Origin of the sequence: Priestia megaterium, from assembly GCF_041941685.1 — a bacterium.
Lineage (GTDB): Bacteria > Bacillota > Bacilli > Bacillales > Bacillaceae_H > Priestia > Priestia megaterium_C.
Genome location: NZ_CP130958.1, coordinates 1,050,021 through 1,076,416, shown reverse-complemented (window position 1 = coordinate 1,076,416; position 26,396 = coordinate 1,050,021). Strand labels below are relative to the sequence as shown.

Below are 26,396 nucleotides of genomic sequence, written 5' to 3'. Positions count from 1 at the left end.
TTATGTCCTAGCCCCTTTTAAACATTATAGCGGCGTTACGTCTTCCTGCTGTTTTTGCTGTATTCTTTGCTTTTTCGATTTTCTGAAATGAAGCAGTTCATACACAACCGGAATGACTACAAGGGTAAGAAGAGTCGCAACGGCTAATCCTCCAATTACAACGACTGCTAGACTTTGAGAAACAAGGCTTCCGCTTTCGCTTTGTTTGAATAAAAGCGGCAGCATCGCACAAATCGTAGCAGCAGAAGTCATGACAATTGGACGCATACGCGTAGCGGAAGCTTCAACAATGGCATCGCGCATAATCATTTTCTTTTCATTTTGCTTCACGCGGTCTAATAGTACAATTGCATTGGTTACAACGATACCAATCAGCATCAATGCTCCTAATAAAGCCGTTACATCTACTGTAATGCGGCTGACTAATAACCCTAAAACGGCACCGATTGCAGCAAGCGGAAGTGAAAATAAAATCGCAAACGGCGTGCGGATCGTTTTAAACGTAATCACCATAATTAAAAATACAATACCAATCGACACAAGCATTGTAATGAACAAGTCAGAGAAATCTTCTCCTTGCTGCGTGCTTGCTCCGCCGATTACAACGTCAACATCTTTTGAAATCGACAGTCCTTTATTCTTACCGTCTCCAAAAATTGTTGTTTGAATGTCTTTATTAATCTCTGAAAGCTTTTCTGGATTGACATCCGCTGTTACTTGTATATACGGGTCTCCATTTTTATGAAACTGATTTGTCGGCTTTTCAGCTTGCGTTAGTGAAGCCACTTTTGAAACAGGCGACGGTCCTGTCTCTGTCATAATAGAAATATCTTTTAACTCTTGAGACGATGTTGGATTTAGGACAGATTCAAGAAATACGTTTGCTTGTTTTCCTTCTACATCCACTGTTCCAATCGGCGTTTTGTTCAGCATAACGCCAAGCTGCTGCGCTACTTGCTGCGTATTCGCTTTTGTTGGATCTACATCTAAAGAGTAAATGGTTTTCTTTTCATCTTGGTTGGTAGAAACTTTGTCTACTCCTTTTATATCGCTAATTTCTTTCTTGATGCTGCTTGCCGTCTTTTCTAATTTGTTCATGTCGTTTCCAATTACATCAACGGTAATGGAAGTAGTGGAAGCTCCCATTAGTGAAGCAGCACTGACGCTAAGGTCCCCTCCGTCATAGAGTTTCTTTTGATTTTGGATTCGGTTCATCAGCGAATCAATGTTTTCACTGTCTTTTACTATAATCGTATACGTAGCTTCAGTAGGCGAGCCAACGTCTCCCCACTTTGCTCCTTCGTCTGTATTACCAAGCTGCATATATACATCTTTCACTTCTTTTTGAGCTAAAATATAGCGTTCAAGCTGCAGTGATTTTTCTTCTACGGTTTTAATTGGCGTATTATTTGGATAGCTTAACGTCGTGCCTACAAAGTCAGATGAAGAGTTATCCACCGCTCCTTTAGGCATCATCGTGTACGCGCCAATGGATCCGACAAATAAAAGCAGCGAAAGCAGCAGCACAACCCATTTATGATTAAGCGACCACGTAATGACCTTTGTAAAACGAACGGGCTGTTTGTGCTTGCGAAGTTTTTCATTTTTTAATAGTCCCGCACTCATTAACGGTACAACGGTAAGTGCCACGATTAATGAAGACAGCAGCGAATACGTCAGCGTTAAGGCGAACGGAAGCATAAAGTCTTGAAGACCTCCGTTTACAAGACCGATTGGTAAAAAGACGGCCACTGTCGTTAACGTAGAAGCAGTAATAGCAGAGCCTACTTCTTTTGTCGCATCAATAATCAAGCCAAGCGAAAACTTTTCTTTTTGCATTTTCCGAAAGATATTTTCAATAACAACGATGCTATCATCTACCAGTCTTCCAATCGCTACCGCTACTCCTCCAAGCGTTAAAATATTGAGCGTGACGCCTGATTTGGATAATAAAAAAAGCGTAAAGCAAAGCGATAGCGGAATGGATACAATTGTGATAAACGTAGAGCGAACGCTGCGTAAAAACAGCATGATTACAACGGTCGCAAAGAGTGCGCCTAGCAACACTTCTTTCATCATTGAATGAACAGAGTTTTGTACGCTGTCCCCTGTTGCAAAAAATACAGAAGCATTCACATTATTATAGTCTTTGTTAATTTGCTGAGACAATTGTTTTACTTCTTTTGTAATGCTCACGGCGTTTGAGTGACTGTCTTTTGTAACAATAAGTAAAAGTGCATCTTTTCCGTTAATATGCGTCACGACGCCTTCAGGCTTTTTCACTTCTACTTTTGCAAGGTCGCCCAGTATTACATTTGGTGCAACCGGCAGCTTTTTCACTTTGTACAAGCTGTCAATTTTACCTGTTACGTTGATGTTGCTCGACTTGTTATTAATGACTTTTTCTCCAACTGCAAGCGACGTGTTTTTTCCTTCTAACACGCTGATGACTTTATCAATAGTCACGTTCTTTTGTGACAATTTTTTATTATCAACTTTAATAGACACGTAGGAATCCGCTGTTCCATACGTTTGAACACTTGCAATGCCTTTAACGTCTTTATATTTAGGGATCAGTTTTTTCTCTGCAAGATCCAGATTGTCTCTTGTTAATCCTTCTTTAAATGTGAGTGAAATATCTGCGATGGGAATCATAGAGGTATTTAATTGAATAACATTAGGCTTTGATACGCTGGCTGGAAGCTGCACCGAAGACAGCGCTTCTTGGACGTTTGTTTTTGCTTCTTTCATATCCGTTTTAGATTCAAATGAAATATCGATTTTGGAATAGCCGTCTCCCGTCGTCGAATACACGTTGCTTTTTCCTTTAACACCGGCTACCGCTTCTTCAATCGGTGACGTAACTTGTTTTTCCATGGATTCTGCATCCGTTCCTTGCCCCATAACCACTACTGACACCTGAGGCTGATCAGCGGTCGGCAGGAATTCCATCGGAAGTGTAAAATAACTAATGACTCCTAAAGCTAAAATTAAAATAGACATAATGGTGATAGCCGCTTTGTTTTTAAACGACCATTTGGTAAGCCATGACATGAAATTTCCCCTTTCACTTTTTCGTACGAACTCAGTCAAACATTTCTAAAATATGCTAAATAACTACTAAATTATACCTAATGTCTCTTACCATTTAAAGACTTATTTTTGTAAAAAGTCCCATTATTTGAATAAAATCGTTTATGTATATGCTTTTGGTTATATAATCAGTCTCTTTACAGCACAAAAAAAAGACGCCGATACCCGGCGTCCCACATGTAGTAAGTGAAAGAAGAAGAAGAATATGCCTACGATTTCTCAGGCAATTCTATGACCTTATTTGGTTTCTTCCCGTTTTTTTATGAAATAAACATATTTAGCATAAATTCCCTCAACTAGCAGCTCGGCTGTGCTTTGATTCCGTATCATTTTGAATTTTTAAGGAAGTTAATAAAGCCACGATGCTTCCTGCAAAGCCAAATAAAAACAAGTGATGAATGCCTGCCATGAAGCTTCCGCCTGAAGTCAGCAACGCACCCATAATGGTAACGCCGATTGCTGTTCCCATGTTTCTGCAAAACATAAAAAATGACGTTGAAATACCTCTTTCATGTCCTCCTACTAATTGCTGTACACCAATGACTCCAACCGTAGAAAGCAGACCAAACGATAGTCCTTGTACAATCATGACGCAAAACACATAAAAGAAACCGTGACTTTCATTTAGCATAAGCAGAAGCGTTCCCGAGCCAACCAGCAGCACATTCCCGATTAACAACAGCTTTCTGTAGCCGTGTTTTAAAATCCATTTACCTGCAGGCACGGATACAGACATCCATCCGACCGCTGTTCCTAACAGCGCTACTCCGCTCATAAACAGTGACAGATGCGCTACTCGCTGTAAAAATAACGGAATGTAGCTTGACGTACCGAATAAAGCCACCGTTCCAATAAACGCATTGATATTAATCCATGACAGCGTTTTGTTTTGGAACATGGATAGCGGTACAATCGGAGAAGCATGTTTTCGTTCATGGAGATAAAAAATCACTAATAAAATAAGTCCTGCTGCTGTATATACGACTCGGTTTTGTTCCACTACCGTAACGAGCAGCAGTGACGTAACGCCCGCTCCAAACAATATAGCACCGATGTAATCGACTTTTGCTCTTTTCGGCTCATAGCTTTCTTGATATGGCATTAACGTCAGAAATGAAACAATACATACGGGTAAATTAATAAAGAAAATCCATCTCCACGTTAAATAATCCACAAAAAAAGCGCCTAAAAGCGGAGCTAATACAGCTGATAATCCCCACATCGTTGTAAACAGTGCCTGAATTTTCCCTCGTTTCTCGACGGGAAATAAGTCTCCGGCAATAATAGCGGGAAACGCCACCATAAACCCGGCACCTATTCCTTGAACCGCACGGAAAAGAACAAGCTGAATCATCGTATTCGCCACGCCGCAAAGCATCGAACCAATTAAAAAAGCGATAATTCCAAACCCAAATACTTTTTTGCGGCCAAATAAATCCGATAATCTTCCCGCTACCGGAGATAAAATCGTACTTGCAATCATGTACGAAGCAAACGACCACGCGTACAAATCAAATCTTCCAAGCTCTTTTGCAATAACGGGCATCGTCGTATTCATAATCGTTGAATCAAGCGAAGCCACTAGCATTGCTAGCACAATACTACCCATTACAGACGTTCTGCTTTTCATGTAACAATCTCCTTATCCCTATAATCTGAGCGTCTAGTGTACTCCCCCTTGCCGGTTGTTGTCTATACTTATGCATACAAAATGCTAAAAAGCTTCTCACTTTACTATGAGAAGCTTTTTAGCTGCTTATTCACATATCTTCTTGAACCTTTTCTTGATCAGATAGTTCTTTGTTTCGAGCCATAACCGCAAATCCAGCCATTATAATAATGCTGCTTGAAATTCCGTATAGGATTGGCGTGGTAGAAGAAAGTCCTTCAATCAATAGACCTCCAAGTACTACTAGCGTACTGACAACAATCGCTGAAACTCCGGCTTTTGGATGAATGTCTTTCCAAAACAGCGACACAACAAACGGAACAAAAATCGCTCCTGATAAAATGGCATACGCAACGTCTAAAGCAACAAGCACGTCTTGAATCCAAAGAGCAAAGACAATAGCAAGGACGCCGACAATAAGCGTATTAACGCGGGTTAAAATTAAATAATTTTTCTCTGAAATATTTTTAAGCCACACTTTTTTAATAATATCGTTGCTAATCAGCGTAGAAGATGCAAGCAGCGTTCCTGAAGCAGTTGACATCAGCGCCGAACAAACCCCTGCTAGTACTAATCCTAATAAGCCTTGAGGCAGGATTTGAATTGCAAGCGCCGCAAAAATGCTTTGACTGCTTTCTGCGTTTGGCAGCAGCAAATATGCACACATTCCAATTACACTTCCTGCAATGGCATAGGCAATGCTGTACACCCCTGCAAAAATGGAGCCGTTTCGCGCAATTTTTTCTGTTCGCGCCGTGAATACTCGCTGCCAAATATCTTGAGACACTGCCATACCAAGCGTATATAGAAGGAAATACTGAAAAATTTGACTGTATCCAATCGATGAAAAATCAAAATAAGATGATGGCAAATCTCCGGCAAGGATTTTGAAACCTCCTGCTTCTGATACGCTCATTGGAAGCATAAATCCAAAAATCGCCACCGTCATCACAACAAACTGAATAATATCAGTGACCGTTACGCTCCACATTCCGCCTAAAATCGTATAGAACAGAACAATCGAACCTCCAATTAACATCGATGCCGTCATGTTCCATCCAAGCAAAGCATGAATGATCGTTCCCATTCCAATCACTTGAGTGACCGATACCATTAGTGTATAAATAGCGGCAACAACGGCGCTGATAATTTGCGCTTGAGCGTTATATCTTTTTCCTAGCAGTTCGCTGATAGTAGTTACTTTCAAAGACGAAATCCGCTTGATAAAAATCGTGCCAAGCGTAATGATTCCAAGTCCTATCATCGTCACAAACCAAATGCCAGACAGCCCGTGCTCATAGCCAAGCTGCGCCGTTCCAATCGTCGACGCTCCGCCTAAAATAACGGCAGACAAACACCCTAAATACATGAACATCCCTAAGTTTCGTCCGGCTAAAATAAAATCTTCTGATGACTTTGCTTTTAACGAGCCAATAATACCAGCTACAACCAATACGCCAAAATAGACAAACATAACCGCCATATCCAGTCCGTTCATAACAGATTCCTCCTTAGTATGGGTCAATCTATCTTTCACTGAAGCAAAGAGCTGTCCTGATTTTAATTAAATCACGTGAAGACTTGTGATTTCTGTCAATGCTTCGTCTAACACGCGAAGCCCGGCATCAATTTCTTCTTTTGTAATCGTTAAAGGAGGAATCATTCGAATCACTTCTCCGCTATTTCCGCAAAGGTAAAACAGCACCCTTTTTCCAAACATTTGTCTAAAATCTCAAGAAGAAGATTTCCGTCACCTTGCTTTGTTTTCAGATTAATAATTTCAATTCCAATCATTAGCCCCACTGAACGAATGCTTCCAATAACTTCATGCTTCGCTTTCAAATGCTGAAGCTGATCCGCTGCATATTTCCCCATTGCTTTTGAGTTTTCAATCAGCTTTTCTTCTTTTAATACGTCCAGCGTCGCAAGTGCTGCTGAACAAGCAATGGGATTGCCTCCAAAAGTTGTTCCGTGTGTACCAATCGGCCACTTTTCCATTAGCTGTTTGGAAGCTACGGTAGCACTTAACGGAAGTCCGGACGCTATACCTTTTGCGATGGCCATAATGTCAGGCGTCACGTCAAACGTTTGAGCTGCAAACCATTCGCCCGTGCGTCCAAAGCCGGTTTGCACTTCGTCAAAAATAAGCAGAATGCCGTGTCTGTCACACACTTCTCTTATTTTTTGCAGCCACGCTTTCGGAGGGATCACGTAGCCGCCTTCTCCAAGAACCGGCTCTACAATCATGCACGCTACTTCTTCCGGCGTGACTTGATGCTTAAACAAAGTGTCAAAATCTCTTTCCAGCTTTTCCACGCAGTAGATTTCCGGATCTTCTCCTTTTGGACACTGAGTCACGTCTGCATAAGGCACTTGATACGTTAAGCCCGATGGCTGAAGAAATTTCCGGTATTTGCTTTTTGATGTCGTCACACTAAGCGCTCCGAGAGAACGGCCGTGAAAGCAGCCTGTAAACGAAACCGTATAAGGTCTTTGCGTAACGTACTTTGCCAGTTTTAACGCTCCTTCAATTGCTTCGGTTCCGCTGTTGGCAAAGAAAAAGCAGTCCAATCCTCTTGGCAATACTGTTTTTAATTCTTCGGCAAGCTGTAAAATAGATTCGTACATAATCACACCTGACGGGCCGTGCATAAGATGGTCAACGCTATTCTTAATCGCTTGTACAACTTTAGGGTGACGATGACCCGTATTCGCTGTTGCAATACCTGATGTAAAATCTAAATACGTTTTTCCGTCAGCTCCGTAGTAGTAGCAGCCTTCTGCTTTTACCACGGGTAAATTAGGGTGATCTTTTGCCATGCTTGGTGCTAGTAAATCCGGTAGACTGTTCATTAACTGTGTAAGTGATGCCTGCGTCATCTGACTTCCTCCTCGCAATCTATCAAGTAATGTGTTTGTACTTGTTTTACATGCAAAGAGCGTGCCAAAGACGTTAAAAAACGGAATGTTTTTTTAATTTTCTTACAACTGAAGGCTGACTGATTCCAAGTGCTTCACCTATTTCTGTTGTCGTTTTATACTGTTTTTTTGCTTTTACTAATATCTCTTTTTCCAGCTCATTTAACGCATCGTTAAGCTTCATTTCCCCATGTTCTTCAACGTGTTGAATCCGTTTTTTTCTATGCAGAGAATGCGGCAAATGCTCCATTGTAATCAGCGTTTGTGAAGACACAACCACGGCGTGTTCAATCACATTGATTAACTCTCGTACGTTTCCTTTCCACTCGTGGGCAAGCAGTGCGTGAATAACCGCATTATCAAACGTTCTTTTTCGGTTATATTTCTTTTCAAACTGCTCGGCAAAATGTGTGAGCAGCGGAAAAATATCTTCAGAGCGCTCGTTCAAAGATGGAATTGTAATCGGTACGACGCTTAAACGAAAATATAAATCTTCTCGAAATTCTTTTTCAGCTACGGCTTTTTCTAAATCTTTATTCGTTGCTGCAATTAAGCGAAAATCCACGGTTTTAGGCTTTCTTCCTCCAACGGAATAAAACTGTTTTTCTTGAATGAGCTTTAAGATTTTTACTTGATGCGCCGGTGACAGTTCTCCGACTTCATCCAAAAAAAGCGTACCTCCATCTGCTAATTCGACCAGTCCCACTTTCCCATTTTTAGATGCACCGGTGAAAGCACCCGCTTCGTAGCCAAACAGTTCAGCCTCAAATAAATGATCTGGAATCGCCCCGCAGTTCACTTCAATAAACGGCCCTTTGCTTCTTGTACTTTTGTTATGTATCAGCTTGGCTAAGTGCGTTTTTCCTACTCCTGACTGCCCTAAAAGTAAAATATTTACGTCTACATTCGAAACGTGAACAGCCGTACGAAGAACGTGCTGCATCTTTTCGCTGTTGCATACAATTCCTTCTGTTGATAGATTTTGGTTCCGCAGCAGCATAAGCTCGCTCTTTACGCGCTGCATTTCGCCTTCCATCGCATCAAGATATGTTTTCATTTCCATAAGCTCCGTCACATCATGAGAATAGCTGACGATTCTTTTAATCTCTCCTTTTTCATCTTTGACAGGAATGCCTGTAACGAGCACTTGCTTGCCTTGTTTAGTTGTTTGTACAAGTGTAATTTTCTTCTTTGTTTCAAGCACAATTGGCGTGACGATTGGCGTAAACAACCCTTGTTTTTCAAGCTCATAAACAGACTTTCCCAGCAGTTTTTCAGCTTTTACATCGTAAATGTTTCCCGTTCCTTCATGTATTCGGACAATGATGCCTTTTTCATCCGTGACAAGCAAATCATCTTTTAATGAATGAAGGATCCACTGATTTTCATTCCATTCTGAATTCATGTATGCTCCCCGCTTTCTATTCATTTTTGAATAAAATACAATTCGTTTTTGAATAACGGCATTTATTTTTGAATAATCAATTTATTATATCACGAGGACTTCTTTTTATTTTGAAACAGCAATTGAAATGAAGTTAAAAATGCATTAATATATTTTTATGAAGTTATAACTTCTCTTTTTCTAGGAGGCTATATGAATCAATCATTTCAAGAATTAATTAAACATAAATTCTCTGACCTTTCTCGCGGTCAAAAAAAAGTGGCGGAGTTTCTCGTCAATTTTATGGAAAAAGGCTCGCTGTACACAGCTGGGCAAATTGGCAAAGAAGCAGGTGTCAGTGAAACAACTGTTATTCGTCTAGCTTACGCACTTGGGTTAAATGGTTTTTCCGATTTGCAGGAGCTAATGCGAAAAGAATGGCTTTCTTCTGCCGAATCAAAAGAAGCAGCTAGCAAGCCTGCAGCTGATTCTGCAGCGGAAGAAAAGAAACCTTTTAGTGAATGGCTTTCCCCCGTTGACGAAAAGGAATTATCTCAAGCAGTAGATGCGCTTATCAAAAGTGATCAAGTGTATATTGCGGGTTTCCGCGAATCTCATACGGCAGCTTACTGGCTGTATTATAAAATGAATCAGCTTCGCAATCATGTTCTTTTATCTTTTCCAACAGGATTTTTGTTTGAAACGCTATGCAATCTTACTAGTGAATCTGCTGTTGTTGTATTTTCACTGCCGCGGTATACAAAAGAAGCACTTGAAGTAGCTCAGCAGGCTAAAAAACAAGGAGCGAAAGTAATTGCTATTACAGACCGCCGTTTGTCTCCGGTAGGTCAAATCGCTGATATCACGCTTTTAGCCGGAACAACCGAACATATTTTATCGCTTCTTGCCCTATCTCAAATTGTAATTAGCAGCATGCAAAAAAGAGAGGAAAAAACGGCTGGAAAACGACAAGAACACTTGGAAAAGCTCTATGCTGAGCAAGGCATCTTTTTAGAATAGATAATAGAAAGGAAGTAAACAAATGACTGAAGCCTTAACGATTCGTTCACTTACAACAACCACTGAACTAGAAGACGTACGTGCATTAGAAAGCCGCGTCTGGGGAGAAGAAGAAGCAACGCCCGTTCATCAAACCTTAACCGCTGTTAAAAACGGAGGTCTTGTGCTCGGGGCGTTTTTAGAAGAAAAGCTGATTGGCTTTCAATATAGTTTTCCAGGGTTTGACGGAACGTGCGTCTACTTATGTTCTCATATATTAGCAGTTGACCCTGCCTATCGCAGCATGGGTATCGGTGCTAAGCTCAAGCATGCGCAGCGCCAGGAAAGTAAAAAAAAGGGCTATTCATATATCAGCTGGACGTATGATCCTCTAGAAAGCGCCAATGGGTATTTAAATATTGGAAAGCTTGGAGCCGTTTGTTCTACATATATTGAAAACTGCTATGGAGACATGAACGACCCGTTAAATGCCAACTTGCCTTCGGATCGATTTGTTGTAGAATGGGCATCCGCAGAGGATACAAAACGAGCTCAGCCTCTTTATACGCCAGATCAAATAATGGACGCATCGCTTACTCAATGGACGTTAACGGATAAAGGATTTCCTTCTGTTACAGATATTGATGAAAAATTGTTGGATCATAACGTCGTGTCTGTAGCTATTCCTTCTGCTTTTCAGCAAATGAAAGAAGTCTCTCCTTCTCTTGCATTGGACTGGCGGATACGTACAAGACACGTATTTCAAACGTGTTTTGCAAAAGGATTTGAAGTAACAGGCTTCATGAAGTATCCAGAAAGCAGCGCACCCGTTCATTTTTATATTTTAATGAAAAAAGAGGTGCAAAAATGAACATAAAACACGTCATTTTAAGGCATTTAAAAATGGATTTACTTCATCCGTTTACCACAAGTCTCGGAAAAGAAGTGGATCGAGATTTTATTTTAGTAGAAATTCAAGACGAAGACGGACGTTCCGGCTGGGCTGAATCCGTAGCGTGCGCGGATCCTTTTTATAAAGAAGAAACGCTCAAAACAAACTGGCACATTATGGAGGATTTTTTAATTCCCTTGCTTCAACAGAAAGAAATTCAGCATCCTGACGAAGTATCTCAACGCTTTGCTCATATTCGAGGCAATTACATGGCAAAAGCGGCGTTAGAAGGCGCAGTTTGGGATTTGTATGCGCGCAGGCAAAACCTCTCTCTATCTAAAGCGCTAGGAGGCAGTAAAAGTCAAATTGAAGTCGGTCTCAGCGTTGGCATTCAGCCTACGTTTGACGAAACGCTTCGAAAAATTGAAGCCGGCTTGAATGAAGGATATAAGCGGATCAAAATTAAAATTAAGCCGGGCTGGGATCTTAACTTGACGCGCGCGGTTCGAAACGGGTTCCCTTCTATTCCGCTGATGGTTGATGCGAACTCTGCTTATACGCTTGCAGATGCTGATCACCTTGCTCAGCTTGATGAGTTTGATTTAATGATGATTGAACAGCCGTTGGCTCATGATGATTTAATTGATCACGCTGAACTGCAGGCCCGCATGCGCACGCCCATTTGCTTAGATGAAAGCATTCATTCAGCTGAAGACGTTCGAAAAGCTATTAAACTTGGAAGCACACAAGTTGTTAACATTAAAATTGGACGAGTAGGCGGACTAACAGAAGCCAAAAAAATTCATGACCTTTGTCAAACTCACGGTGTGCCCGTATGGTGCGGCGGCATGCTGGAATCAGGTATCGGACGAGCACATAATATTGCCATTACCACACTTGCTAATTTTAAGCTTCCCGGAGATACGGCCGGATCATCTAAATACTGGCCGCGTGATATCGTTCATCCGGAAATCACGGTCGACAACGGTATTATTTCCGTTCCTGATACACCAGGCATCGGCTATGAACCTGATCACGATCAGATACAAGCGCTAACTTTACACGAAAAAGTCTATACTTGCTAATCTTAAACAGGCTGGAACAAAAGTATGTTAGCTGAAGGAAAATCCGAACGATGAATGGTTCGGATTTTTTTATTGATATGGTGAGCGTAGGTTTCATGTATATAGTGTATCTGTGGATTGGCGGGCAAGACGAAGACTCCTGCGGGACAAGCGGAAAGCAAAGTCTGGCATGGAAATCAACAGCGTTTTAAAAAGCAATGCCGACTAGCTCCTTTATCCAATTGATTTCTCTTTAGATTGGATGGGTTTAGTTATGTCCCAGCCTCTTTTTCATAGGCTCCTCTCCCGAGATGATACGTGCCTTGGCAAGATAAACAAACATATTAGCAAAAATGGTCTTATGCACAATCCTTCTAGTAATAAATGAATATAAATAGAGTGTAAGGGACATGCAAGGGTATATTCATTACAAATTTTAGAAGAAAGGAGCATACTGATGAATATTGAAATTGGAATTGCCATTTTCGTGTTTACAATGACAATGCTCGTCATTTTTTGGAGGCCAAACGGCATCAACGAAGCATGGCCGGCATCCATAGGAGCAGCCATTATCCTGCTTACAGGCATTGTATCTAAATCAGACATTGTTGATATTTTCGGAAAGATAAGCGGCGCTTCTATCACCATTATTGCCACCATTGTCATGGCCGTCATATTAGAAAGTTTCGGATTCTTCCACTGGGCAGCTGCACGGCTAGTGAGTTTATCCAAAGGCTCAGGGTACCGATTATATTGGTACATTCAACTGCTTTGCTTTTTAATGACTTTACTATTTAATAATGACGGCAGTATTTTAATTACCACTCCAATTTTAATTCTACTTTTGAAAAACCTTCAGCTAAAACCCCACCAGCAGATCCCCTACCTTTTAAGTGGAGCGCTTATTGCTACCGCTTCCAGCGCGCCTATAGGTGTAAGTAATATTGTCAATTTGATTGCCTTAAAAATTGTTCATATGTCGCTTTATATGCACACGGCGATGATGTTTGTACCGGCGACACTTGGTTTATTATTTATGTCTTGGCTCATGTATACGGTCTTAAAACGCCATTTGCCAAAAAAACTGCCGCATGCTTCAAAAGATATAGAAGAAAGTTTCTTTACGAAACAGTTTCACCCCTTAAAAGGAAGCATTTCTGTTGAAACAAAGCGTAAACGCACACAATTTATGCTGAAAGTTTTATTATTTGTGTTTGTTATGCGCTGTCTCCTATTTGTCGCCTCTTATTTCGGCATACCAATCGAATTGGTTGCTGTACTGGGCTCACTGATCCTACTTATTTGGAGATGGTATCACTTACGTACAAACCCGATTGATATTTTAAAGAAAACGCCATGGCACATTTTCGTTTTTGCATTTTCAATGTACGTTATTATTTACGGATTGCATAACGTAGGATTGACAGAGCTACTTGTAAAAATTTGCGAACCAATTGTGAATCGAGGGCTTTTTGAAGCAAGCTTTATCATGGGAGGACTTGTTTCCATTCTCTCTAACTTGTTTAACAATCACCCCGCCCTAATGGTTGGAACCATTACCTTGACTGAAATGGGGCTCGATCCCATTACTCTTAAAACCATTTATCTTGCTAATATTATTGGAAGTGATATGGGCTCGCTTTTATTGCCGATTGGAACACTGGCTTCTCTTATTTGGATGCATATTTTAAAAGAAAATCATATCAAGGTAAAATGGAAAGATTATTTAAAAGTATCACTTATCGTTATCCCGCTTACCACCATCGTTACGCTTTTCCTCCTATTCTACTGGGTTCAGCTCATTTTTTCTTAATACTGATTTACAGGACGGATTGTACTCTTTTGAAGCTTACAGTCCGTCAGAAATAAACAAATGTCTCTCATAAAAACCCACTATATTTTTCTATTGTTTTTTCATAGATACACATTCACCTAATAAAAACATTTTTTTACATTCACTAATTATTTAGAACAATTTAAAAAGAAAATCAATAAATATATTGAATCGAATTTCCTTCATGTGATAAGATATGGTTATATTGTTACTTTAACAATACATAGAGCGAATGAATTAGAAAATATGCAGTTGCATAGAACTTTCTAAACCCCACACGCAACATTTAGAGAGTGACATTCATTTTCTCAGTAACACCCATACCTTTCTGAAAAGAGTGAGTACATTAGACTTGCTCTTTTTGTCTTTATTACTAGCAAGGTGCACTTCTTATGTAAGGCTTTGTTTTGCAATAAGACAACAAAAAAACAGGTAACTAAGCATGCCGCTTCTTACCTGTTTTTATATGCTAAAATGATAAAATCAAATTCTATCGCGCGAACGCCCTTCACGAAATCGATTTTAATTCTTCAATTAATTGAAAAAATTTCTCTTTGTTTCTTTCTTCTAATGTTTGATCGACTTCACGTAAAATTTGATCTCTTCTAAAATCTCGGATAGCCTTATTTAATACCATTTTAGCAAATATAGAATCGAGGATATCCATACGGATGGGCTGCGAGTCTGTCGGGTGCTTTTCGATATAAATCAACTCCTATCCTTTCCTCTATTATAACAAATTCTAGCAATGTATCAAAATTTCATCGGGATATGTGCTGTTGTAAAATAGCTTCGTATTCTGTTTCTAGCTCTTGAAGCGTAAGCTCATATAGCTGCTTGTTTCCTTTTTTATAAACCCCTGCATCCAGCAATAAATCAATCATTGATGTTTTTTTACATTGTATGTGAGAGTAAGCTTGTTTTGTCATCGTTACACCGCCTATTTTACACTTAAAAATGAAATGATTTCTCTATCTTTCACGACCTTTCTTTATCATACGGCCCGTCCTTTAGCTTACTGTGAAGAAAATGTTAAATTTATGTAATAATGCATAAAAAGAGGCCGGGACATAACTAAATGAATCCAACCTAAAGACGAACAAATGAGATACATGAGCTGAACCGCTTATAACACTGCAGTTGATTTCCGTGCAAAGCTTCGCTTTCCGCGGGAGTCTTCGCCTTGCCCTTCAATCAACTGCTAGAAGGGACGAAACAGATGAAGCTGTATTCACCATAACAAAAAAAACAAACCACTCATCAAACTTGTTGATCAATGGTTCGTTTTTCCCCTGGGCTAAAATACTTTTCTCCCAGCCTCTTAGTTCTTCTATTAAAAATCAAAATTATCCGGATCTGGACCTACTCGGTGATTTTGGTTTAATTCATTAATTTTACTTACGTCTTCAGCATCCAATTCAAAATCAAATAAGGATGAATTTTCAACAATACGATGTTCTTTTGTCGATTTTGGAATCGTTACAACTCCGTTTTGCAGATCCCATCGCAGAATAATTTGAGCAACTGATTTACCGTGTTTTTCAGCAATTCCTTTTAACACATCGTTATCTAGCAATTCTCCTTGCATAAGAGGAGACCATGCTTCTAGCTGAATATCGTGCTTTTGACAAAAAGCATGCAGCTCTTTTTGCGTCAAACGAGGATGATACTCCACTTGGTTAATAACAGGCTTAACATCTCCATCTTTCATTAAGTCTTCTAAATGATGAATTTGAAAATTACTTACGCCCACAGCTCTTACTTTTTCTTCTTTATAAAGCGTTTCTAATGCTTTCCACGCTGCTTTATACTTACCTTCTACCGGCCAGTGAATTAAGTATAGATCTAAATATTCTAAGCCAAGCTTTTGTAAGCTTGTTTCGTAAGCAGCCAGCGTCTCTTCATAGCCTAAATCTGCGTTCCAAACTTTTGATGTAACAAAAATGTCTTTGCGTGAAAGACCTGCTTCTTTCAGACCTTGGCGAATTCCTTCTCCTACACCTTCTTCATTTCCATAAATAGCTGCCGTATCAATGCTGCGATAGCCTTTGACAATAGCTGTTTTCACCGCATTCACTAATTCAGGCCCTTCTTCTACTTTAAATACACCTAGTCCAAGCCAAGGCATTTTGACTCCGTTGTGAAGTGTTACTGTATCTTGCAAATGATTACTCATTATAAAAAACCCCCTACTAATTTCTTTACATTTGTTATTATGAAACAGAAAAAAAGAAAAAGATAGAACCCACTTTAAAGTAAGTTAGGCACTTCAAAGTTCTAAGGTAACTTTTTAGTAACCTTCTATCCCACTTAAAAATCACTAAAAAAAGAATCCTCCGCAGAGAATTCTTTTTTGTTTTTATTTAACGTTTATATTGACTGCTGAACTTGTATTTCCAGCGGCATCTTTTGCCGTCACAGCCAGCTTTACGCCTGCTTTTTGTTTTGGAATAGCGACTTTAAACTGCCCTTTGCCATCTACTTTGCCTGATGCGATCAGCCTTGTACCGCTTTTAATCGTAATCACGGCATTTGCTTCTGTTTTTCCAGAGATAAAGGTGGACAAAGACGTAACGGCATTCACTGCCGGAGGTGCCGGCGGCGTTGTGTCTTGTACTTTTACAATTTTATACGGACTGTATCCTACTTTATTTTGCAGAACTGCCGTCACTTCTGTTCCTGCTTTTTGGGCAGGAATTTTTACGCTGAACTTGCCGTTTCCATCAATTTTTCCACTTGCTATAATCTTTCCGCCTACTTTAATATAAATAGATGCATTTTTTTCTCCTGTTCCCGTTACGGCTGTACTTTTTTCAGTAAGCATATTAACGATTGGAAGCGCTGGTTTTGTCTGCGCGGCACTGACCGTTACAAACGCGTTGGAGCTGTAGTTATTGGCTGCATCTTTTGCAATAACCCCTAATTTTGTAGAAGCAGGCTGCTTTGGAATGGTGATGCTGAACGTTCCATCCGATTTTGTATTTCCTTTGCCAATTACTTTTTTGTCAATTTTCACATGCACTTCTGCGCCCGCTTCTGTGCTTCCCGTTACTACTGTATCTTGATTGCTTACAGCGTTTACTTTTGGTGTAGGGGGTGCTGTTTTATCCTGCACGGTTACAGTTATAACTGGACTTACGCCCGCTGTGTTTCCAGCCGTTACAGACAGTTTGCTTCCTGCTTTTTGTTTTGCAATCGAGATGCTGTATGTTCCTTTGGCATCCGCTTTACCAGCTGCAAGCTGAAGACTTCCGTTTTTAATGATAACCGTCGCATTTGCTTCTGCTGTACCCGTAACGGCTGTACTTCGATCACTCACTTCATTAACTGTCGGTTTTACCGGAGCTTTTTGCTTTGCTGTAACGATTACAGTCGATGCAGAGCTGTTATTTCCTGCTGCATCTTTTGCTTGTACGCTTAGCTTTGTATTCGCTTTTTGCAGAGAAATGGCAACAGAAAACGCTCCGTTTGCACCTGCTTTAGCCGTTCCCACAGTTGTTGTTCCCACTTTTACAGTAACCGTCGCATTTGCTTCTGCTGTACCTGTAACTTTTGTATCTTGATCACTTACTGCGTTTACTTTTGGCGCAGCTGGTGCCGTTTTATCCTGTACGGTTACCGCAGTGGCTGAACTTGTTCCACCTGCATTTTGAGCTGTTACAGACAGCGTGCTTCCTGCTTTTTGTTTCGCAATTGAGATGCTGTAATTTCCTTTAGCATCTGCATTGCCTGCTGCAAGCTGAAGACTTCCGTTTTTAACGATGACCGTCGCATTTGCTTCAGCCGTTCCTTTAAGCATTGCGTCTTGATCACTTACTGCATTTACTTTTGGTGCAAGCGGTGCTTTTAACGTAGATTTAACCGCAAAAGAAGGAGCTTGACTTTCGTTTCCTGCTTTATCTTTTGCACTTACCGCTATTGTTGTTCCACCTATTTGTACTGGAATTGAAACAGTAAATGTACCGTTACCATCCGCTACTGCAGAGAACGTTGCATCGCCCGCTTTTACCGTCACGGCGGCGTTTGCTTCTGTTACGCCTGTTACGGTCGTATCTTGGTCACTTACTTCATTTACAATTGGAACAGAAGGCGGCGTTTGATCCGTTACGGTCACCACTGTGGCCGTGCTTTCATTTTCAGCTGCATCTTTAGACGTTACCGATACTTTTGTATCTGCTGGCTGCTTGGCAATCGTAATTGCAAATTTTCCAGCTTCGTCAGCAAGACCCGTTCCAATTACTTCATTTTCCACTTTTGCAATAACAGAAGCATTTGGTTCTGTCACGCCCGTAAGCGATGTTTGGTTGTCTCCTAGTGTACTAACTGAAGGTGCATCAGGCGCAACCGTATCTTTCGGTGCTTCTTGCTCCTGCTCTCTTCGCGGATATTTAGTTGTATAAAAACTTAAAAGAGTAGTTGTTGGATAATAAAAATCTAAAATTTCACGATAGTCTTTTCCTACGCTTGCCATTTTTTGAGCACCGTATTGACTCATCCCAACACCGTGTCCATTTCCTTTACCATTAAAAGTTGTTGATGTGCTTGTTTCATTTGTTTCCGTTACAAGCAGACTAAGCATTGCACGGCTGTTTAACATCGATTTTAGCTTCGTCGATGTTAAACCTGTTAATTCCAAATGATGAACCACTAGTTTTTGCGAACTGTCTACATCTCCTTTAACGAGATAGTCCACTGTAATCGCACCTTTAGTCACACGGCCTCCTGATGAAGTAGCATAAAAACTCACCTTTGGAATAGACGTAATTTTAATCGTTTTACCAGGATGCTTATTGGCTACTAACCATGACTTCAAATTATCCGTAACGGTTTTATCTTTTTCAGAAACCGTATTCCACCAAGCGCTATAGTTAGCTAAATCTTTTCCTGTTAAATCAATTTGCGTTTTTTGAATAGCTAACGTCCACGGTGTCTGCTTGTCGTATGGATCTTCTTTCACCGGAAAATAAGAAAGCTGAGTTCCTCCCCAGGCATTGCTGTTTGATTCGGTTCTTCCGCCGTTGCTTGATGAGAAAACGGCGTTGATTAATTTATTGTTGTACGTTACTACTTGTCCGAATGTCTCATCTACTGCTTTGTTTGTGCTGTCATACCACGTATAGCCGCCGTATACTTGATAGCTTACCGTGTCATTGATTACTTTTCCTGCATAGCTCATTGCGTATGTTCTCGCTGCTACTGCCTGAGTTTTTAAGGCTTGCAGATTCCAAGATGTATAGACTTCATTTGGCACAACACCTTTTAAATAGTCTTCAATCGGCAGCGTATTAACAGGTCTGACGTAAGTTCCCTTTTCATTTGTAAACGCAACGTCCCCTAAGTACTGTCTGCCGTTAATAGATACGGGATTTTTATAAAGAGACGGTGTAATTTCAAAGCTTGTAAAATCACCTAAGACAGTGCTTCCTTGTTTTAGAGTGACACCTTGAGTTGTGGCGGTTACCGTATACTCTGTATTTGCATTTAAGACCAAATCCGAGTTTTTAATAGTGTATAAATAAGACGGCTTAATTGTAATTGCATGCTGATCTCCTAAATAGTTTACTAATTTTACAGACACAACTGGTTCTACCGTTTCAGCTTTCACGCTAGCAAGCGGCGTGAATTGAAACAGCAGTACGCTTAGTACTAAAGCTAATGCCGTTAACTTTCTCATCTTGTTCCCCCATTTTCATGTACTGTCTAACGCATTTTAATATCACTCGTTATATCGACACAGTTTTATAAAAATTAAAGCATTTTACCCAGTTTTCTTCTTTGCTCGTCCATTTTTTTGTCGAAAAAATGCTTTTTTATATCATATGAACGACAAAAAAAAACGTGTGACATAAATCAATTGATTTAGTCACACATTTTTATAGGTCTTTTCACCTTTTAATTTGTCATTTCTTCATATGCCGCTATACCATCTGCAATATGATTCATCAGCTTTGTAAGATAAGCCTGATCAGACAGGTTCCGGTCTTCTTCTGGATTCGTCATATACCCGAGCTCTACTAGCGTTACGGGTACAGTCGACCAGTTAAACCCCGAAAGATCACTGCGATAACGAATGCCGTCTACTTCGACAAACTGATCTTTTTTCACCTCTGTCAAAATAGCTTGAGATGCCTGCAGACTGTTTTGATAAATAGACTTCGTATAGGAATTATCTTTTGCAGGAGTGAGCACAGAAAATCCTTTTACAGAAGCATTTTCAGAACCATCTGCATGGATACGTACGTGCAGATCAGCTTTTGAATTATTCGCAAGCTCCGCTCGTTCCCGGTTGCTGATATCTACATTATCAGAACTCCGAGTAAGCTTTACGGTTATGCCTTTTTCTTCGAGCAGCTGTTTTAATATCATAGAGGCTTCCAACGTCAGCTTGTATTCCGGCTTCTTGGTCACTACGCCTGATGTGCCTCCGGAAACCTTTAATTTTGTTTCTGCTGATCCCGGTCCGATTGGCTCTTTCTCTAGGTTAGCCTGAGATTGATGACCAGGGTCAATGTAGACTAAAAAAGAAGGAGGATCCGCTTTTTCAGGCATGTTGTTTTTTACATTTTTCACTTCATTACCTGCTTCATGAGGCTGTACTGCCCGGAACTGTGAGATGGACTGCTTCACTCTTTCTCCCTGCGCATGAGCTTTTGGTACATTTCCGCTAACGACGGCTTTCTCTGTTTGACCTTTCATCATAAAGAAAAATGAGAGTACTGCTACTATTGCAACAATACCTATTCCATAACTCCATACTAAGCGCTTCATCTTCGCTCACCAAACTTTCGAATAGAGTGGGATATTCCTTATGTTAAAGTACAAAATGTGTTAACGTTATTATCTCATAGAATATGGATTTTTTTGTATAAAACGTTAAAAAATAATATCGGCAATATGTTATGTATATGCAAACAAAAACAACACTACATAATGTAGTGTTGTTTTCCAAAAAAATGACGGATGGTTAAATCCGTTTTGCACCAATATAACGTGCTTTCCAGTAGCTGTTGCTAAGAGATGTAATCGTCACGCCTTTAGACGTAGAAGCTTGAAGAAACTGATTATTTCCTAAGTACACGCCTACATGTGAAGGACCTTTTTTATACGTTTGAAAGAAAACTAAATCTCCTTTTTGAAGCTTTGCTTTTGAAATGCTTGTCCCTACTCGATACATTTGTTCCGTTGTGCGCGGAAGTGTTTTTCCAGCCTTTTTGAAAATGTATTGAATAAATCCAGAGCAGTCAAAACCTTTTGTTGTTGTGCCTCCCCATTTATAAGGAACACCCATTAATTTTTTACCAGTAGCAATAGCCGTGTCTTTGTATGAATATGACGCTGCTTCTACTGTTTGAGCAGGTGCAATAAACGGACTGCCTCCGCTAAATAAGACTGTCGCTGCCGTTATAGACCCAATGATGGCTTTTTTCATTTTTTTCCTCCATTATGTAACCGAACGTTACGTTTCTATGAACTTATTTTTCAATATGTTCGGTTTAATTATAATGAAAAAAGCCTCAAAAACTATTACGCTATGATTAAATAATGTTACAAAATGGTTACTGAGGTATTTTTATCTTCCGATGTATATAGAAGAGATTGAGACATACCGAAATCAACTCAACTAAAAACAAACAAATGAGATAAATGATCGGGTATAAATTACTTGTTACACCGCTGTTAATTTCCGTGCAAGACTTCACTTTCCGCGGGAGTCTTCGTATTGCCCTCCAATCAACCGCTAAAAGCAACTACATACCCGAAACCTACGTTTACCATCATCGTAAAAAAATCCGAACGAGTTAGAGTCTCCATTCATCGTTCGGATTTCCCTTCGATTAAAACATTTTTGTCCAACCTCTTTTTCTTTTACTTTTCTTTTTGCTGTTTCAAAATTAAGTCCTGTTTCGCTTTAGCATCATGATGCTGCGCTAACTCACGTGAAAATTCTTCATTTGCTTGATCAGGAGCAATTTTTAACTCTTTTGGTGTTTGAGGCAGTGACCCTTTGTTGTTATGTGATGATTTGTGATTATTTGCTCTTCCCATGTTGTGACCTCCTTGTATCAATCATTTGTTTTTCATCTTTAGTTACTATTCCCAATTTTTTAAAGCAAATTCAAACGAAAAAAGATTGAGACATAACTAAATAAATCTCATCTAAAGCCGAATAAATTGGATGAATGAGCTGGTATGGATCACTTGTTACACGGCCGTTGATTTCCATACAAAATTTCGCTTTCCGCGGGAGTCTTCGCCTTGTTCTCCAATCAACAACTAGAAGCAACTGCACAGATAAAATCTGCATCGACATGAAAAAAATCCGAACGATTATTCGTTCGGATCTTTCTTCAACTAAAATGCTTTTGTCCTAGACTCTTTGTTGTTACGATACTTTTTTTGTTACTTCGTTAATATAAGCTTTCTTATGTTCGTCGTTAAATTGTCCTTCCCACTTCGAGATCACAATCGCGCCAAGTGAGTTTCCAATTACGTTTACCGCTGTACGTCCCATATCTAACAAACGGTCGATTCCAGCGATAAATGCAAGCCCTTCTACCGGAAGTCCTACAGAGCCAAGCGTTGCAAGCAGTACAACAAACGACACGCCCGGAACTCCTGCAATTCCTTTAGATGTAACCATTAAAATTAATATCAGTGAAATTTGCTGTGTGATGCTCATATCAATACCGTACATTTGCGCGATAAAGATCGCAGCAAGCGCTTGATAAAGAGTAGATCCGTCTAAGTTAAACGAATATCCCGTCGGAATAACAAAAGATGTAATCGCTTTAGGACATCCGAACTTTTCCATTTTCGCAATAATACGCGGCAATACTGTTTCTGAACTTGCAGTTGAAAATGCTAATAGCAATTCATCTTTTAGCACTTTTAATAAGTGGAAGATGTTAACGCCAGCCCATTTAGCTACAAGTCCTAGTACAACTAATACAAAGAAAATCATTGTGCCGTAAGCAACAATTACAAGCTTACTAAGCGGAATCAGAGACGCTAGTCCAAATTTTGATACGGTTACACCGATTAATGCAAATACGCCAAACGGTGCAAACTTCATAACTAAATTCGTCACCCAAAACATCGCTTCTGCCGTGCCTTCAAAGAATCTTAAAACCGGCTTGCCTTTTTCACCGATTGATGCAATTCCAAGTCCAAATAGGACTGAGAAGAAAATAATTGGCAGCATGTCGCCTGCAGCAATTGACTCAAATACATTCGTTGGAACGATGTGAACAAATGTTTCTACAAATCCTTTTTGCTCTGTAGCTTCTGCCGTTGATGTGTAGCTGCTGATATCTGATTTTTCAAGACCGCTGCGGTCCACACCAGTACCAGGGTGAAGCAAGTTAGCTGCTAATAAGCCTACAACAATGGCAACCGTTGTAATGATTTCAAAGTAAAGAATTGTTTTTCCGCCTAATTTACCAAGCTTCTTAATATCACCAACACCCGCAACGCCCACAATGATACTAGATATAACAATCGGCACCACGATCATTTTAATTAAATGAATGAATACGTCTCCGATTGGCTGGAGCACCTCAACTGCTTTAGGATTTCCGTAAAAAATAGCCCCTACAATAATACCTGCAATCAAACCAATTAGAATTTGTCCTGCTAATCCAAGCTTTTTGAACATATCTTTGCACCTTCCTTCTTTTTTCTAACAGCTCGAAGCTGTTTATTTGCACTTAATGTATTCAAGAGATACAATTCCATTAAGAACTGTTTATTAAGTAGTTCTTTTATTCATAAGATTACATTATCACAGGCATCACAAAATCTAACAAAAACCTACTGAAACTAACAAAAAGTTTTTAGAAAATTGCAAAATGAAAACGCTATAGTTTTTTTACTACAGCGTTTGTTTGACTTCATAATAGAGCATTTGGATAAATTTTTTTACGTTTATACGACTCGGAGTACTGCTTTTTCCCGTGCCTTTTTCTATATCTCTCATGCGCTGATGCACCATTGAAAAATCGAAAAACTTAGAAGCGTAATTTTCAAATTTAGGATTAAAGAAGTCAACCATGCCAAGAGAGGTCAAATGATTTAAAGACTGATAAATGGCTCTTCTTACTCGCTGCTCGGCTGCTTTCATTTCTTTTTGCAGCACGTCTTCTGAAAAAGATGAACCAAGCTTTCTCACGGTAATTTTCTCAAATATTTCTTTGAGAGAAGGAAAATGCTGTTCATACATCGTGCTTTTTTCCGTTTGATGCAAGTAATTGATGATTTCAATCAAATCTTTACTTCCGCTTTCTCCTAAAATCCCAAGTTCTCTTAAAAGAAACCTGCAGGCTTCTGCCGGATCGCTTTCTTTTTTACCAAAAGAAGGCGTTTTTTGCTGGTTTCCTACATTAAGTACGGTATTTAACGATTCTTGAATTTTCTCCATTGATTGTTGAACATGAATTCGTTCAATTACTTTTTGAATGACCATGAGCACTTCCATACGATTAAGCGGCTTCGTGATATAGTATTCAATGCCAAGCGAGTAGGCTTTTCCAATCAAATCTTTCGTTTCTACTTGTGACATCATAATAATTTTCCCTTTAAAACTATCCTTTATTTTGCGCACGGTTTCGATTCCGTCTTGAATTGGCATTAATAAATCAATAAATAAAATATCGATCTGCTGCACTAAAGAAAATTGATCATTTAACACAATCCCGTCTTCTGCTTCTCCTATAACCTCTCCTAGATCATTATCTTCAATAATTTCGGCTAACATTGAACGAAAGACTTCGTCATCATCTATGATATAAAATCGCATATTAGTCCTTATCCCCCATTAACGTAGAAATAGGTAAATCTATAGCAAATTGAACACCGGGGCTTGGAGACAGATTAACAAATTGAATATTCCCTCCCAGCTGCTCGGTCATTTGCTTAACGTAGACAAGCCCAAGACCCGTAGAAGGCGTCCCGTCCTTTGCATACTTGGATGTAAATCCCGCTTTAAAAATGAGACGTTCATGCCTTTTTTTCACTCCGGGACCGCTGTCTCTTACATACAATAAAATACGGTCTTCTTCTCGACATACGTCGATAATAATCGCGCCTTCTTTTTCAATCGCTTCGACCGCATTCGTTACTAGGTTATTAATTAATGATAAAAACAAGTACACATGATAGCGAGGATGCTCTCCTAAAATCGAATATGAAAAATGAATATCTTTTGTTAACAGCGCCGCATATTTTTCATTGCTGCGCATGACGATTTGAAGCAGACTTTCGATTTCCATATACTCAGAAAATTCTTCTTTTGTAATGACCTTGGACAGTCCTGCTGATATCCGCTGGTTGTCTTTTTTAATATCATGTACTTCTCCTGCAATTTGTAATGCTTTTTGGCTAAATTCGTGCAGCGAAGTAAGCTGGTGAATATCCGCTTCGTGTAGTTCTTCATATAAATCATACGACTTTTTCGTAATCCGCTCAGCGTCCTGCAGCGTTTTTTTCAAATGAATGGATTCCTCATATAAATTTGAAAGCACAACAAGCAGCTGATCATTTTTTTGAGAGATTTGTCGTTCTCTCAGCTGACCTTCGTAAAGTTTGATCATGCTAAACAGGCATAAAACAAAGAAACTTCGAAAGACGCCTACAATAAAAATTTGCATGAACGCCGGAAACACAATATGATGATGAACCATTACATACATAAAAAACAATTCCATTCCGCCTGAAACCGTTTCGATGATGATGCTCCATATGCCAATAATCCACGGCTTTGAATGAAAATCGTTAATCTTAAACCAAGAAAAAGCAATTGCATAAACAAGATAATAAATCCCTGCTGAGCACCGGATCTGCAAAGAATGCAGAAAATCAAATGATTCATAGTTATACCAGTCAAGGTACATTCGAAAGCCCACTATAGCACTCGCAACTAAAATACCTGGTATTACAGGAGAAACTCTTCTTAAAAGCAGCAGTGAAAAGAAAAAAATGGGCACTGCAAAGCTAACTCTATACGTATCATGAAAAGGATAATATTTAAGCTCTCCTGCTAGCGGCACAACGACTATCATCACCAGAATGAGTAAAACATCTTTTTTTACTACCGTATCAACTTTCATCGTTCACTTCCTGCACTTTTTGAACATAAGTATATAGTTTAGCAATCTAAAAGACAATCGCTCTTCTCTTTATTTTTTTACATTCCTACTTCCATTTATAAATATAGCCCATATATAAACAGTTATTTATTCTCTTTCATTATTCTCTGTAGTTTTTTAGATTTTCTTGTTTTATTTTGTAATTTTTGTTGTATAGTAGAAGTACCTTTTAAAATGTGAGGCTGTATCACAACTATTCAATTATTATTACATCACCTGATAGCTACATTAAAAAGGAAAACTATTATTTTATAAGGGGAGCTTATTTTACAATGTGGATCATTACCGTTTACTCGAAAAACCAAAGTCCGACTATGTTTGAATTTGAATCAGAGGTAGAGGCGAAAAAGACATTTCAGGAGATTAAAGGGTGTAAGATCCTATCGGAAGTTATTTACT

20 protein-coding genes and 1 pseudogene are annotated in these 26,396 nt (G+C 39.5%); 5 read left to right on the top strand and 16 right to left on the bottom strand.

The genetic code is table 11. The annotated features are described in order from the left end of the window. Positions 1-24: 24 nt before the first annotated feature. The 5 genes and pseudogenes from Q5794_RS05650 to Q5794_RS05630 all read right to left on the bottom strand — a co-directional run bounded on the left by Q5794_RS05650 (position 25) and on the right by Q5794_RS05630 (position 9,086). Positions 25-3,054 carry an efflux RND transporter permease subunit gene (locus Q5794_RS05650; protein ID WP_374988803.1) on the bottom strand — a complete coding sequence of 1,010 codons (3,030 nt, stop codon included), beginning with the start codon at positions 3,052-3,054 and terminating at the stop codon, positions 25-27. Positions 3,055-3,385: 331 nt separating this feature from the next. Further along, on the bottom strand, positions 3,386-4,723 hold the full coding sequence (locus Q5794_RS05645) for an MFS transporter (RefSeq protein WP_374988802.1): 1,338 nt from the start codon (positions 4,721-4,723) through the stop codon (positions 3,386-3,388). A 130-nt stretch (positions 4,724-4,853) separates the two neighbouring features. Beyond that, positions 4,854-6,260: a sodium:solute symporter gene (locus tag Q5794_RS05640; protein WP_374988801.1), complete on the bottom strand. Its 1,407-nt coding sequence runs from the start codon at positions 6,258-6,260 to the stop codon at positions 4,854-4,856. 66 nt (positions 6,261-6,326) lie between these two features. Beyond that, a pseudogene (locus Q5794_RS05635) lies at positions 6,327-7,642 on the bottom strand (aspartate aminotransferase family protein). A 73-nt stretch (positions 7,643-7,715) separates the two neighbouring features. Continuing rightward, positions 7,716-9,086 carry a sigma-54-dependent Fis family transcriptional regulator gene (locus Q5794_RS05630; RefSeq protein ID WP_251033935.1) on the bottom strand — a complete coding sequence of 457 codons (1,371 nt, stop codon included), beginning with the start codon at positions 9,084-9,086 and terminating at the stop codon, positions 7,716-7,718. A gap of 192 nt (positions 9,087-9,278) precedes the next feature. On the opposite strand from Q5794_RS05630, the gene Q5794_RS05625 reads away from it, so the two are divergent. The 5 genes from Q5794_RS05625 (at position 9,279) to Q5794_RS05605 (ending at position 13,833) form a co-directional block, all read left to right on the top strand. Beyond that, positions 9,279-10,085 (top strand): MurR/RpiR family transcriptional regulator, encoded by an 807-nt coding sequence (locus Q5794_RS05625; protein WP_374988800.1) that lies wholly within the window; start codon positions 9,279-9,281, stop codon positions 10,083-10,085. Between the two features lie 22 nt (positions 10,086-10,107). Next, positions 10,108-10,935, top strand: a complete 828-nt coding sequence (locus Q5794_RS05620; protein WP_374988799.1) for a GNAT family N-acetyltransferase — start codon at positions 10,108-10,110, stop codon at positions 10,933-10,935. Then, complete coding sequence (gene menC, locus Q5794_RS05615) at positions 10,932-12,041, top strand: o-succinylbenzoate synthase (RefSeq protein ID WP_374988798.1); 1,110 nt, start codon at positions 10,932-10,934, stop codon at positions 12,039-12,041. Before Q5794_RS05620 ends, menC begins: the two co-directional genes overlap by 4 nt. Before the next feature lie 50 nt (positions 12,042-12,091). Continuing rightward, on the top strand, positions 12,092-12,232 hold the full coding sequence (locus tag Q5794_RS05610) for a hypothetical protein (RefSeq protein WP_374988797.1): 141 nt from the start codon (positions 12,092-12,094) through the stop codon (positions 12,230-12,232). A gap of 245 nt (positions 12,233-12,477) precedes the next feature. Beyond that, positions 12,478-13,833, top strand: coding sequence for an arsenic transporter (locus tag Q5794_RS05605; protein ID WP_029324963.1), 1,356 nt, complete (start codon positions 12,478-12,480; stop codon positions 13,831-13,833). Between the two features lie 529 nt (positions 13,834-14,362). On the opposite strand, the gene Q5794_RS05600 is transcribed toward Q5794_RS05605, so the two are convergent. From Q5794_RS05600 to Q5794_RS05550, 11 genes are all read right to left on the bottom strand, one after another. After that, complete coding sequence (locus tag Q5794_RS05600; RefSeq protein ID WP_016766443.1) at positions 14,363-14,566, bottom strand: IDEAL domain-containing protein; 204 nt, start codon at positions 14,564-14,566, stop codon at positions 14,363-14,365. A gap of 49 nt (positions 14,567-14,615) precedes the next feature. Then, the gene (locus Q5794_RS05595) at positions 14,616-14,783 is read right to left on the bottom strand and encodes a Fur-regulated basic protein FbpA (protein ID WP_192996821.1); all 168 of its coding nucleotides are present in this window, start codon (positions 14,781-14,783) and stop codon (positions 14,616-14,618) included. Positions 14,784-15,187: 404 nt separating this feature from the next. After that, the gene (locus Q5794_RS05590; RefSeq protein ID WP_374988796.1) at positions 15,188-16,030 is read right to left on the bottom strand and encodes an aldo/keto reductase; all 843 of its coding nucleotides are present in this window, start codon (positions 16,028-16,030) and stop codon (positions 15,188-15,190) included. A 183-nt stretch (positions 16,031-16,213) separates the two neighbouring features. Next, positions 16,214-19,528, bottom strand: coding sequence for an Ig-like domain-containing protein (locus tag Q5794_RS05585; protein ID WP_374988795.1), 3,315 nt, complete (start codon positions 19,526-19,528; stop codon positions 16,214-16,216). Positions 19,529-19,746: 218 nt separating this feature from the next. Beyond that, on the bottom strand, positions 19,747-20,622 hold the full coding sequence (locus tag Q5794_RS05580) for an N-acetylmuramoyl-L-alanine amidase (protein ID WP_214985244.1): 876 nt from the start codon (positions 20,620-20,622) through the stop codon (positions 19,747-19,749). Between the two features lie 196 nt (positions 20,623-20,818). Beyond that, positions 20,819-21,283 carry a C40 family peptidase gene (locus Q5794_RS05575; protein ID WP_214985241.1) on the bottom strand — a complete coding sequence of 155 codons (465 nt, stop codon included), beginning with the start codon at positions 21,281-21,283 and terminating at the stop codon, positions 20,819-20,821. A gap of 437 nt (positions 21,284-21,720) precedes the next feature. Then, positions 21,721-21,900 carry a YfhD family protein gene (locus Q5794_RS05570; RefSeq protein WP_013055768.1) on the bottom strand — a complete coding sequence of 60 codons (180 nt, stop codon included), beginning with the start codon at positions 21,898-21,900 and terminating at the stop codon, positions 21,721-21,723. A 70-nt stretch (positions 21,901-21,970) separates the two neighbouring features. Next, positions 21,971-22,165 (bottom strand): hypothetical protein, encoded by a 195-nt coding sequence (locus tag Q5794_RS05565; protein WP_214985238.1) that lies wholly within the window; start codon positions 22,163-22,165, stop codon positions 21,971-21,973. 72 nt (positions 22,166-22,237) lie between these two features. Beyond that, complete coding sequence (locus tag Q5794_RS05560) at positions 22,238-23,509, bottom strand: cation:dicarboxylate symporter family transporter (RefSeq protein ID WP_074894094.1); 1,272 nt, start codon at positions 23,507-23,509, stop codon at positions 22,238-22,240. A 216-nt stretch (positions 23,510-23,725) separates the two neighbouring features. Then, a complete protein-coding gene (locus tag Q5794_RS05555) occupies positions 23,726-24,649 on the bottom strand; it encodes a response regulator (RefSeq protein ID WP_214985235.1) in 924 nt (307 codons plus the stop codon). Between the two features lies 1 nt (position 24,650). Beyond that, positions 24,651-25,958, bottom strand: coding sequence for a HAMP domain-containing sensor histidine kinase (locus Q5794_RS05550; RefSeq protein WP_214985233.1), 1,308 nt, complete (start codon positions 25,956-25,958; stop codon positions 24,651-24,653). Positions 25,959-26,396 lie beyond the last annotated feature (438 nt).